This is a genomic window from Campylobacter sp. RM5004 (assembly GCF_022369455.1).
Lineage (GTDB): Bacteria > Campylobacterota > Campylobacteria > Campylobacterales > Campylobacteraceae > Campylobacter_E.
In genome coordinates, this window is record NZ_CP059599.1 from 564,487 (window position 1) to 577,158 (window position 12,672).

General features: G+C 29.2%; 12 protein-coding genes. 10 read left to right on the forward strand and 2 right to left on the reverse strand.

From position 1 onward, the window contains the following. Nucleotides 1-43: 43 nt before the first annotated feature. The 6 genes from AVANS_RS02820 (at nucleotide 44) to traF (ending at nucleotide 7,993) form a co-directional block, all read left to right on the forward strand. A complete protein-coding gene (locus AVANS_RS02820) occupies nucleotides 44-1,339 on the forward strand; it encodes a glucose-6-phosphate dehydrogenase (RefSeq protein ID WP_239818145.1) in 1,296 nt (431 codons plus the stop codon). Then, nucleotides 1,336-2,007, forward strand: a complete 672-nt coding sequence (pgl, locus tag AVANS_RS02825; protein WP_239818146.1) for a 6-phosphogluconolactonase — start codon at nucleotides 1,336-1,338, stop codon at nucleotides 2,005-2,007. The genes AVANS_RS02820 and pgl overlap by 4 nt, the downstream gene beginning before the upstream one ends. Continuing rightward, complete coding sequence (locus AVANS_RS02830) at nucleotides 1,988-2,968, forward strand: glucokinase (protein ID WP_239818147.1); 981 nt, start codon at nucleotides 1,988-1,990, stop codon at nucleotides 2,966-2,968. Before pgl ends, AVANS_RS02830 begins: the two co-directional genes overlap by 20 nt. Continuing rightward, entirely contained in the window at nucleotides 2,958-4,598 is a 1,641-nt protein-coding gene (gene pgi / locus AVANS_RS02835; protein WP_239818148.1) for a glucose-6-phosphate isomerase, read from the forward strand. Before AVANS_RS02830 ends, pgi begins: the two co-directional genes overlap by 11 nt. 160 nt (nucleotides 4,599-4,758) lie before the next feature. Continuing rightward, entirely contained in the window at nucleotides 4,759-6,201 is a 1,443-nt protein-coding gene (gene aldA / locus AVANS_RS02840; RefSeq protein ID WP_239818149.1) for an aldehyde dehydrogenase, read from the forward strand. A 79-nt stretch (nucleotides 6,202-6,280) separates the two neighbouring features. Then, complete coding sequence (traF, locus tag AVANS_RS02845; RefSeq protein WP_239818150.1) at nucleotides 6,281-7,993, forward strand: conjugal transfer protein TraF; 1,713 nt, start codon at nucleotides 6,281-6,283, stop codon at nucleotides 7,991-7,993. On the opposite strand, the gene AVANS_RS02850 is transcribed toward traF, so the two are convergent. Both AVANS_RS02850 and AVANS_RS02855 read right to left on the reverse strand, forming a co-directional pair. Continuing rightward, entirely contained in the window at nucleotides 7,981-8,577 is a 597-nt protein-coding gene (locus AVANS_RS02850; RefSeq protein ID WP_239818151.1) for a shikimate kinase, read from the reverse strand. The genes traF and AVANS_RS02850 overlap by 13 nt on opposite strands. Next, a complete protein-coding gene (locus tag AVANS_RS02855) occupies nucleotides 8,574-9,908 on the reverse strand; it encodes a 3-deoxy-7-phosphoheptulonate synthase class II (RefSeq protein WP_239818152.1) in 1,335 nt (444 codons plus the stop codon). Before AVANS_RS02855 ends, AVANS_RS02850 begins: the two co-directional genes overlap by 4 nt. A 71-nt stretch (nucleotides 9,909-9,979) precedes the next feature. Here AVANS_RS02855 and rarD point away from each other — a divergent pair, with 71 nt between their 5' ends. The 4 genes from rarD to AVANS_RS02875 are packed head-to-tail and all read left to right on the forward strand — an operon-like array spanning nucleotide 9,980 to nucleotide 12,583. Further along, the gene (gene rarD / locus AVANS_RS02860) at nucleotides 9,980-10,846 is read left to right on the forward strand and encodes an EamA family transporter RarD (RefSeq protein ID WP_239818153.1); all 867 of its coding nucleotides are present in this window, start codon (nucleotides 9,980-9,982) and stop codon (nucleotides 10,844-10,846) included. Beyond that, nucleotides 10,839-11,282, forward strand: a complete 444-nt coding sequence (locus tag AVANS_RS02865) for a hypothetical protein (protein WP_239818154.1) — start codon at nucleotides 10,839-10,841, stop codon at nucleotides 11,280-11,282. Before rarD ends, AVANS_RS02865 begins: the two co-directional genes overlap by 8 nt. Nucleotide 11,283: 1 nt before the next feature. Further along, a complete protein-coding gene (locus AVANS_RS02870; protein ID WP_239818155.1) occupies nucleotides 11,284-11,766 on the forward strand; it encodes a hypothetical protein in 483 nt (160 codons plus the stop codon). 1 nt (nucleotide 11,767) lies between these two features. Beyond that, nucleotides 11,768-12,583: a fumarylacetoacetate hydrolase family protein gene (locus tag AVANS_RS02875; RefSeq protein ID WP_239818156.1), complete on the forward strand. Its 816-nt coding sequence runs from the start codon at nucleotides 11,768-11,770 to the stop codon at nucleotides 12,581-12,583. Nucleotides 12,584-12,672 lie beyond the last annotated feature (89 nt).

Below are 12,672 nucleotides of genomic sequence, written 5' to 3' on the forward strand. Positions count from 1 at the left end.
TTTTTGTATATTTACAAAAATAATTTAATTTTTAGGAAACTTTATGAAGATTAATTTTGATTTTTTATTGTTTGGAGCTACTGGAGATTTGGCTTTAAGGAAGATTTTTCCTTCACTTTATGATGCGTTTTTAAACGACTTACTTCACGAAGATTTTAAAATCATTGCAACAGGCAGAAGTAAATTAAGCTTAGATGAATTTAAGCAAAAATTAAATGATAAATCAAAAATACATTTAAAAGATATTACAAAATGGAACAGTTTTTTAGAAAAAATCACTTATGAAAGCGTTGATATTAATAGTATTGATGATTTTAAAAAGCTTAAAATGTGCCTAAGAAATGGCGTTGATAATGTTATATATTTTTCTATTTCGCCTGAGTTTTTTATCACTTGTTGTAAAAATCTAAGCGAGCTTAATATGAATGAAGCAAATGTTAGAATAGTTCTTGAAAAGCCTTTAGGAATGAGCCTTGATGAATGTAGAGCAATTAATGAAAGCGTAGCAAAATACTATAAAGAAGAGCAGATTTATAGAATTGATCATTATCTTGGTAAAAATATGGTTAAAGAATTATTAGAATTTAGAAAAAATAATCCACATATTAATGCCTTTTTAAATAAAGATTATGTAAAAAGCATTGAGCTTAGCGTATTAGAAAGACTTGGGGTTGAAAGTCGTGGAGAATTTTATGATAGCTGTGGTGCTTTAAGAGATATGTTGCAAAACCATATGCTACAAATGTTAGCTTTATTTATGATAGATGTTAATTCTACAAATATTAGAAAGGCAAAGCTAGACTTTTTTAACTCTTTAGAAAAAATAAACAAAAGTGATGTTATAAAAGCTCAATATACTAAAAACGAAGATAGCCTAAGCTATAAAGATGAATTAAATGTAGCAAAAGATAGCTTGACTGAAACTTTCGTAGCTATTAAAACAAGCTCAAATCAAGAAAATTATAAAGGTGTGCCGATTTATCTTAGAACTGGTAAGAGAATGGCTGAAAATAGGGTGTATTTTACGATTAATTTTAAAAATAACGGCTATTTATATATAGAAATCCAACCAAATCCTAAGATGAAATTATTGCTTAATATTAATGATAATTACAAGGAATTTGAAATCGGATTTAGCGATATTGAAAAAATGCCACCTTATGAGAGATTAATACTAAATGTAATCAATAAGGATTTAAGTTCATTTAATGAAAAAGAAGAGCTTGAGAGTGCTTGGAAATGGGTTCAAAGCGTAATTGATGATAAAGACTTTAATATGCAAGAATACCCTGCATATACAAATGGTATAAATTTTAAAGATTGCGAGTTTAAATTATGAGATTATTTACTTTTAATGACAAAAACATAAGCGAAGTTGCTTTATATAAAGAATTAGTTTTTTCGCTAAATGAATGTATTAATAATAAAGGCGAAGTTAATTTTTATGTATCAGGTGGCAAGAGCCCAAAGGATTTATTTGCTAAGCTTAGCCGTGAAAAATTAGAATGGAGTAAGGTAAATATATTTTTAGTAGATGAAAGGATAGTTCCTACAAATCATAATGATAGTAATACAAATCTAGTTAAAGAATATTTATTACAAAATGATGCAAGTAAGGCAAATTTTATTACTTGTATAAAAGATGAATTAATAAATGATTTTGATGCCTTAAAAAGCTATGCAAATAGTATTTATAAAACTCCTGATATTTTGATTTTAGGAATGGGAACTGATGCTCATACTGCTTCAATATTTCCAACAGCAGCTAATTTAGATGAATTATTAAGCGATACAAATACAGCTTATCACATAGTAAAAACTTCAAATTATGATAGGATTAGCCTTAGTTTAGAAAGTATTTTAAAAGCAAAAAGAATATTTTTAAACATAAGTGGCGATGAAAAATATCAAGTATTTTTAAATGCTTGTAAAGAGCAAAACAAAAAATACCCTATAAGTTTTGTAATTAATTCAAAAGGAAATTTAGATGTCTATTACGCAAAATGAATATCCAAGATTATTAGCCGATATTGGTGGGACAAACGCTAGATTTGCCATAGAATTTGAATTAGGAATTATAAAAAATATTGAAGTTTTACAATGCAAAGATTATGAGACAATTGTAGATGCAGTAAAAGCCTATTTAAAGGATAAAAATCTTGAAATTAAACACGCTGCATTTGCTATGGCAAATCCGGTTACTAGTGATTATATTCAAATGACAAATAATCATTGGGCTTTTTCAATTAGCACTACAAGATTAGCACTTAAGCTTGAAACTTTATTAGTATTAAACGACTTTACAGCTCAAGCACTTGCTATTACAAAATTAAAAGATGATGAATTAGTGCAAGTTGGTGGCTCTTTTATAGAAGAAAACTCTCCTAAAGCAGTTTTAGGACCAGGCACGGGTTTAGGTGTTAGCGGATTAATACCTAGTAAAAATGGCTATATCGCACTCTCAGGCGAAGGCGGGCATGTTAGCTTTGCACCTTTTGATGAGATAGAATCAATGATTTGGCATTATGCAAAAAATAAATTTGGTCATGTTTCAGCTGAAAGATTGCTTAGTGGAATGGGACTTGAATTAATCTATGAAGCTCTAGCACACAAAGAAGGCATAAACGAAACTCTAAGTGCAAGTAAGATTAGCGAACTTGCATTGAGTGAAAAATCAGCTTTATGTAGATTAAGCCTTGATATATTTTGCGCAATGTTAGGAACAATTGCATCAAATCTAGCATTAACCTTAGGTGCTAGGGGTGGTGTTTATATTTGTGGTGGAATAATTCCAAAGATTTTAGAATATTTTAAGCATTCATCATTTAGAGCAAGATTTGAGAATAAAGGTAGATTTGATAGCTATTTAGCAGCTATTCCTGTTTTTGTAGTTTTATCAAATTACCCGGGGATAAATGGAGCGAGTGTGGCTTTAGAAAATCATTTAAAGGATAAAAATGTTAAGTAAATTAAAAAGTTTTGAGAAATTATGGAGTTTATATAATAATTCAAAAGATACTCACATGAAAGAACTATTTGCAAAAGATAGCAATAGGGCTAATAAATACTTTTTAGAAGTTGGTGGAATTAAGGTTGATTATTCTAAAAATAGAATAGATGATGAGATTTTAAATACTTTAATTGACTTAGCAAAAGAAGCTAATTTAGAGCAAAATATCAAAGATATGTTTAGTGGTAAAAAGATTAACACCACAGAAAATAGAGCAGCTTTACATATTGCTCTTAGAAATCGCATAAACACTCCTATTTATGTAGATAATGAAAACATAATGGATGATGTAAATGCAGTGCTAAATAAAATGGAAAAATTTTCGCACGCAGTAAGAACAGGTGAATGGTTAGGCTATACAAATCAAGTAATAACTGATATTGTAAATATTGGAATTGGTGGTTCTGATTTAGGACCTTTAATGGCTTGCGATGCTTTGAAAAAATACGCACATCCAAGACTAAAAATGCACTTCGTTTCAAACGTAGATGGCTCAAAATTACAAAATGTATTAGATAACGTTCATCCTGAAACTACGCTTTTTATAATAGCGTCAAAAACATTCGTAACTCAAGAAACTTTAACAAATGCTTTAACAGCAAGAGAGTGGTTTTTAAATCATGCTGTTAATAAACGCTTTGTAGCTAAGCATTTCGTAGCAGTTTCAACTAACAAAAAAGCAGTTGAAGAATTCGGTATAGATAGTAATAATATGTTTGAGTTTTGGAACTGGGTAGGCGGGCGTTATAGTTTATGGTCAGCAATTGGTCTTCCTATTATGATTTATCTAGGAAAAGAACATTTTTGGCAAATGCTAGAAGGTGCGTATTTAATGGATTCACACTTTAGCTCGGCTGAGTATTCTAAAAACTTGCCTGTGATTTTGGCTTTAATAGGTATTTGGTATATTAATTTTTATGGTGGTGGTTCACATATAATCGCTCCTTATGATGAGTATTTAAAGCATTTTCCAAGATTTATTCAACAACTTGATATGGAAAGTAACGGAAAGCAAGTTAGTAAAAATGGAGAATTAATTAATTATGAAACATCTCCTATTATTTGGGGCGAAACAGGAATAAACGCTCAGCACGCATTCTTTCAACTACTTCATCAAGGAACTCACATAAGTCCTATTGATTTAATTGTAAGTTTAGAAAAGCCACATGATATGCCAGAACATCATGAAATATTAATTAGTAATGTATTTGCTCAAGCTGAAGCATTTATGAAAGGTAAAACTAAAGAAGAAGTAAGAGCTGAATTAAAACAAAGCAACCTAAGTGATAGCGAGATAGAAAAGCTAATCCCACATAAAGAGTTTTCGGGAAATCGCCCTAGCAATACGATTTTATTAGAAAGAATTAGCCCTAGAAATTTAGGAAGTTTAATTGCACTTTATGAGCATAAAATTTTCGTTCAAGGTGTGATTTGGGGGATAAATAGCTTTGATCAATTTGGTGTTGAATTAGGCAAGACTTTAGCTAAGACAATTTTAGAAGAATTAAGAAGTGATATAAGTCACGAACACGATAGTTCAACTACAAATTTAATTAAATTATACAAAGATTTCAATCAAAAAGCTTAAGATTTTAGGAATTTCATTTTGAAATTCCTATTTCAAATTCTTTTAAATTTGTTACAATTTTTCACATTCTCGTAAAAAAATCATAAAATTTTTTGAATATACAAAAATGATTAATAAACCTTGATAAGATATTTCAAAATGATTTTTTAAAGGAGACATTATGAAAAGTTATCAAATGTATATTGATGGTGAGTTCGTACGCGAAAAAAGAGAAATGGCAGCTGTATATAATCCTGCTACAAAAGAGCAAGTTAGTGAATATCCACTAGGCACAAGAGAAGACGCTAAAAGAGCGCTTGAAGCAGCAAAAAGAGCAGGTAAAGAGTGGGAAGCGCTTCCAGCTATAGAGCGTGCAGGATATCTTAAAAAAATAGCACAATTAATTCGCCGTGATAGAGTAAAACTAGCTGATATTTTACAAGAAGAGCAAGGAAAAGTTAGAGGTTTAGCTGAGGTTGAGATTGATTTTGCAGCTGATTATTTAGACTATATGGCAGGTTTTGCTAGAACTTATGAAGGCGAAATTATTCAAAGTGATAGAGCAAATGAGAATATTTTCTTATTTAGAACAGCAATCGGTGTTACAACGGGGATTTTACCTTGGAACTTCCCATTTTTCTTAATAGTTAGAAAACTTGCACCTGCGTTTGTTACAGGAAATACAATAGTAATTAAGCCAAGTAGCGAAACTCCAAATAACGCATTTGAGTTTGCAAAACTTGCTCATGAGGCTGGAGTTCCTAAAGGCGTTTTCTCGCTTGTAAGTGGAAAAGGTAGTGAAGTAGGCGATGAGCTTAGTTCAAACCCACTTATTGGAATGGTAAGTGTAACAGGTAGCGTTGAAGCTGGAGTTAGGGTTATGCAAGCAGCTGCAAAAAATGTTATAAAGGTAAATCTTGAGCTTGGTGGAAAAGCACCTGCAATCGTATGTAAAGATGCAAATATGGACTTAGTAATTCCTGCAATTAAAGCAAGTAGAATTTGCAATAACGGACAAGTTTGCAATTGTGCAGAACGCGTATATGTGCATAAATCAAGATATGATGAGTTTATTAACAAAATGGCAGAAGAATTTAGCAAAATTACATTTGGAAATACTGCAAAAGGTAATTTTGATATGGGACCACTTGTTAATGAAGCAGGGGTTAAAAATGCTGATGCAATGCTAAAACGTGCATTAGAGCAAGGTGCTAAACTTGAAGTTGGTGGCAAGATTACAGATACAAGCGGATACTTCTATCCTGCAACACTTTTAAGTAATGCAGATCATAAGAGTGATATCATGCAAAAAGAAATCTTTGCTCCGATTTTACCAGTAACAAGCTTTGATACTTTAGATGAAGCTATTGATATGGCAAATGATTGTGAATATGGTCTTACAAGTAGTATTTATACGGAAAATCTAAACACAGCAATGAGAGCTTGCCGTGAGATTAAGTTTGGTGAAACTTATATCAATCGTGAAAACTTTGAAGCTATGCAAGGCTTTCACGCAGGATTTAGAAAGAGTGGTATAGGTGGTGCTGATGGTAAGCACGGACTTTATGAATACCTTGCAACTCATGTTGTTTATCTTGATTATAACACTAAGTTTAACGGCTAATATAAGGGGCTTAATGCCCCTAAAAAATTATAAATATGATTTGTTTTTTATGTATAATATATAAAAAACAAGGATTATTATGAAAAAAATCACTTTATTTAGTTTAATTTGTGCTAATGCTTTGGCTTTGGAATTTATAGGCGTTGGTAATGATTCTATTAGTATGGGTTATGCAGGGGTTGCATTAAAGAACAATGATTATGCTTTATATTATAATCCATCTAGTATTATTTATACGAAAAATGGTATAAATTTTACTTTTGGTGCTAATTTTTACCAAAAAAATTTGTTAGAATTATCAAATATAAGTAAAGATACAAATAAAAATATAGAAAATAGCGTTAGTAAAATTAAGAATATTTTTACAATCTCTACTGCTAGAGCTAACAATGATAAATTTGGCAACATTGATTGTGTTATTGATGATTTTATAGCAAGAAATTTAAATAGCAATAACGAAGATTTAAACCTTTTGGCAAATGCTTTTAATGATGAGAAGAATCATAATTCAAATTCTTTTGATGATACGATAATAAGCATTCAAGATAAATTATTGCAAGATAAAGGTCTAAATGATTTAATAAGACAAGAATTATTAATTTCTACAAATAATACTAGTAATGAATTAAATAATTTAGGCGTTGATAAAGCTTTATTAGAAAATATTATAAATGATTATGATACTTCTAATGTTTTAGAAGTTATTAAAGTTTCAAAAGATGGTAATGCTAGTTTAGATGAATTATTATTAAGTATAGGAAATATAGATTTAAAAACATTTTTAGATAACAATACAACAAATGATTTAGATTTAATCTATAATGCTGTTTATGATAATGAAATAAATGCAAATATTATGAGTGCAATTACTTATAATCAAAGTTTAAGCTCTAATAGTGCTTTATCTTTAGGCGTGTTTAATGGCATTCATATTAATACTTATGCAGGTCTTAATTCTAATAAGAGTAGTTTGATTATTAAAGTAAAAGATAAAGATGAGTTTGTTTATTTAAAGCTATTTAAAATAGGTGATAAATTATATGCTAGTAGCGTTAGTGAGAGTGAGTATTTAAATAATTCAGCCTTGCAAAAAGGGGTGAAAAATCCTTTAAAAGCAACAACTTTAATGACAACAGAAGTGCCTATTGCTTATGCTAATAGTTTTGCATTGCCTTTTGGAGAATTAAGTGTTGGGGCTAGTTTTAAATATATGAATATTAAAGCTTATTCTATAAATAAAGGCATAGAACTTGATATTAATGGAATAAACTCAAGTGATTTAAATATAAGAAAAGATTTAAACAACGCAAGGACTACAAATACAATAGGGCTTGATTTTGGTCTTTTATATAGTTATGAAGATTTTAGCACAGGTTTAGTGATTAAAAATATAAATACACCTAAGATAAAATTTCATAATAATGAATATATAAGATTAAATCATCAGATAAGATTAGGCTTTGCTTATATGTATGATAAATATACTTTTGCTTTTGATAGTGATTTAACTTCTAATAATACTTTATCAACTAGAAAGCCAAAATCACAACTTTTAGGCGGCGGTATCAAATACAATTTTAATGATAGTTTTAATTTAAGGGGCGGATTTGCTTATGATCTTAAAAAAGATGAAGGTTTAATTTTAACCACCGGATTTAATTTATTTAATGTGTTTGATTTAGCACTTGCAAGTGGCTTAAAATCAAGCAAGTGCGATAAAGATGTATGTAAAGTATCTAGCCAAATTCCTAATTATTTTGATTTAAGACTAGCTTTTAGTTATAGTTGGTAATTTATTTTAATTTTAGGATTTAGTTTAAATTTATCTTTTTTAATAGGCTTTGCTTTACGATTTGCATTTGGTTTTATAAAAGCCTTTCTAACATCGTTTGTAATATTTGTGCCTAAAAAAATTTCTAAAATCTTAGCAAGTTCTCTTGCTTTTAGATTTAAAATATTTACTTTTATATCACAAGCATTGTTATAAAGCGGCATTCTTTTATCGTAAAGTAATTTTGCCTTTTCATCAAATAATGGGCGTTTTGTATCGTTTTTTAGCCTATTTGCGATTTTATAAAAACTAAGGTCTAAAAACACTACAAAACCCATTTTTCTTAAGTCTTGTAAATTAGCAAAACCCCCACCACAAGAGATGATTAAATCACTTTTAGTGGCTAATTCATCTCTTAATTCCTGTTCTAAATTCCTAAAATATTCTTCGCCATATTTAGCAAAGATTTCTTTAATCTCAAGCCCTGTTCTTTGTTTTATTACATAATCAGTATCAACTACTTCTTTTTTAATAATTTTACTTAATCTTCTTGCTGTTGTGCTTTTGCCACAGCCCATAAAACCTATTAGAACAATGTTTTTCATTTTTGCTTCATTAATTCAGCTATTAAAAATGCAAGTTCAAGCGCTTGATCAGCGTTTAATCTAGGATCGCACTGAGTTTCATAGCGTCTTGCTAAATCACTTTCGCTAACTCCAACGCTACCGCCTAAGCATTCGGTAACATTTTGCCCTGTCATTTCAAAATGAACGCCACCAGGATTTATATTATTTGCTCTTGCAATATGCCAAAACGCCTTTACTTCATCTAAAATATCATCAAATTTTCTAGTCTTATAGCCATTTATACTTTGAGTATTTCCGTGCATTGGGTCTATACTATAAACTATATTTCTTTGCTCTTTACTAAGTTCTTTAAAGATATTTTCAAGGTTTTTAATCTTACTTGCACCCATTCTAATAATTATATTTAGTCTTCCTGCTTCATCTTGCGGATTTAGCTTATCAGCAAGTGCAAGTATATCGCTAGCACTTGCATTTGGTCCTATTTTTACGCCTATTGGATTTTTTACTCCACTTAAAAAATGAACATGAGCATCATCAAGCCCACGAGTTCTTTCGCCAATCCAAAGCATATGAGCCGAACAATCATAATAAGCACCGCTTAAGCTATCAATCCTTGTAAGTGCTTCTTCATAAGGTAAAAGTAATGCTTCATGGCTTGTATAAATCTTTGTTTCATGTAATCTTGAATCATTTAAGCTAGTAATTCCACAAGCTTTAAAAAAATCAAGCGCTTGAGTTAGTCTTTGCGTAAGTTCAGCGTATTTATCATCAATATCAGCACGTCTTACGAAGCCTAAATTCCACTTATGAACTTGAGCTAAATCAGCAAGTCCACCTACGCTAAATGCACGAAGTAGGTTAAGTGTTGCAGAACTTTGCATATATGCTTTTAGCATTTTTTTTGCTTTTGGTTTTCTTGCACTTTCACAAAATGCACAATCGTTTATAATATCTCCACGATAGCTAGGCAAACTTATTCCGTCTTTATTCTCAAAATCAGAGCTTCTAGGCTTTGCAAATTGTCCTGCCATACGAGCGATTTTTACTACCTTTTTTGACCCACCAAATTGTAAAACCAAAGCCATTTGTAAAAAAAGTTTAAACAAATCTCTAATATTGTTTGCACTAAAATCGCTAAAACTCTCAGCACAATCACCACCTTGAAGTAAAAATGCTTCCCCCCTGCAAACTGCTGCTAATTCGTTTTTTAGCTCATTTGCTTCCATTGCAAAAATTAAAGGTGGATATGATTTTAATTCATTTACCACATTTTCTAATTCTTCTTTATTTTCATAAACAGGTTGCTGAAGTGCTTTATAATTTTTGTATGAATCTAGCGACCAAGTCATTGTTTCTCCTTTTTTATTTTGATAAACTATGATTATATGAGATAAGTTTTACATTTTAAGGAACAATTTTAATGAATTATGGATTTTTTGTAGCTTTTATTGTTTTTACTTTTTGGGGATTAGTTCCTATTTTTTATAAACAACTTGATACTCTTGATGCCTTTGTTGTAATGTCACATAGGATTATTTGGTCTGTTATTTTTCTAGCTATATTTTTAATAGTTATAGGGCAATTTAAAAAAGCTTTAAGTGAATTAAAATCTTTAAAAATGGCTATTAATTTATTTCTTTGTGGGGCTTTAATTAGTGGAGATTGGGGTCTTTATATTTATATGATTCAAAAGAATTTGATTTTGGAAACTTCTTTGGGTTATTTTATTAGCCCTTTGTTTGGGATATTATTTGCTAGAGTATTTTTAAAAGAGAAAATGAGTAAATTAGGAGTAATTAGTATTGTTTTGGTTTTGTATTCTTGTTTGCATGAAGTATTTACTTTAGGAAGTTTGCCAATACTCTCAATTACTTTAGCTTTGCTTGTTAATTTTTATACCATAATTCGTAAAAAAGTATATGTTAGTAGTATTTATGGCTTTTTTCTTGAAACTTTATTAATAGCTCCTTTTGCTTTAATATATTTATTTTATATTCCAAGAACTTTAGCTCATTTTGATATTGATTATTTAGGATTATTATTAGTTCTTAGTGGGCTTGTAACTTTACTGCCTATGTTAGGATTTAATTATGCAACGCAAAAATTAAGCCTAACCTTGCTTTCATATATGCAATATATTTGCCCGATAATTTCTTTTTTAGTTGCTATTTTTTTATACAATGAGCCAATAAATCAAGATAAATTAATATCATTTATTATAATTTTTATTGCAGTTGCTTTAAGCATTTATGATAATGTTTTTAAAAAAGGGTTGAAAAATGGATGAATATGGACTTTATATAATAGGCACTATTATAGTAGTTGCTATTTTTGCAGCAATTTTAAAAAAAGTTTTAGCTGAGCTTGATAAACATGGAGATTTTGTAAGAAAGGAAGAGATAAAAACTCCTAATTTTACAAAAGAAGAAGTGCTTAGTTTAATTAATAACGAAAATGAAAAATGTGCCTTGCTTTGCGAAAGTTTAGAAGAAATCTTTAATAAATACGCAAATTTAATGCCTGAAAGTGATAAGCAAAAAGCCTTAGCTTTAATTTCAGTCTTAAATAATATTAAAACCTTAGCTAGCGATGAGCTAAAAGATAAATTATTAAATCTTTTACCAGAATTTGAAGAATGTGTTAAAAAATCTTTAGGCGAAGAAAAAGCTAAAGAATTTTTTGAACTCTCAGCTGCAAAATATAATGAAATTTTTAAGGATTAAAATGAAAGAATTATTAATAAATAAGCTTTTTAAATTTTCAAATGAACCTGTTAAGTTTTTAGATTTAGTAGAAGCTAATTTACTTTATAATGAGGGAATGCTAATTGACCCTGCTAAGCTTCATTTTAAGTTTAATTATTTTAATACTTATTTTATATATTTTATTTTTTGTTTTATTGTTCTTGCTCCGCTTACACTAGCAACTCATTTTTTATTTGAAAAAATTGATTTTCACTTTAGTATTTTAAGTGCTGTTTTTGTAACTTCAGCTATTTTTATATGCTTTGATATTTTTAAAATTTATACTAGAAAAATAGCAAGCCTAAAACAAATAAAAGCAGCTTGGCAACTTCACTTGCCACACTTTGAATACGATAAATATAATTTAGTTTTAGTAGAAATTTATACAAAAGCAAAAGAACAAAACATTCCAAAAACAAAATTAGAGCAATATATTTTAGAAAATCTAGTAAAAAGGGGTTAAGATGAAATTGATTAGATTTATTAAAGATAATGTTGTTTATCATGGGCATTTAGGAGATAATGGTAAGGTTGGATATTTTAAAAATTATACTTCTTATTTTGATAAATTAGACTTAATTGAAGATGCTTTTATGTTAAGTGAAGTTAAATTACTTGCACCTATTAAAGCTCCTTATCAAGATATTATTTGCTTAGGAATTAATTATCTTGAACACGCAAAAGAAAGCTACGCTTTTAAAGGTGTTGAGTTTGATGGCAAAAGAGAAGAAGCAGTGTATTTTGCAAAAAGAGTAAATGAGTTTTCAAATCCATTTGAAATACTTGATATAAAAGGCGAAAAATTAGACTATGAATGCGAACTTGCATTTATACTTAAAAAAGATGCTTATAAATTAGATGATAATTCTAATTTTGATGATTATATTCTAGGTTATACTATTTTAAATGATGTTAGTGAAAGAGCAATTCAAAACAAACACAAGCAATGGTATATGGGAAAAAGTTTAGCTAATTCTTGTCCATTTGGTAGCTTTATAAATACCGATTTAAGTATAAAAGAAGCTAGTAATTTAAAAATAGAATGCTTTGTAAATGATGAATTAAGACAAAGTTCTAATACAAATCTTTTAATTTTTGATATTCCTTATATTTTAAAAGAATTATCAAATTATACAAAGCTAAAAGCAGGAAGTATTATTAGCACAGGAACGCCTAGTGGAGTAGGAATGGGCTTTAATCCTCCTAAGTTTTTAAAGAGTGGGGATAAAATTGAATGTAAAATTGAGCGTCTTGGCTCATTAATAAATTATATAAAGTAAGGATAATATGAACGCAGCATTACTAAGTAAAAAAATAAATACAAACTATAAAACAACAGCTTTTGAAATACATAAGGATTGGGAAAATC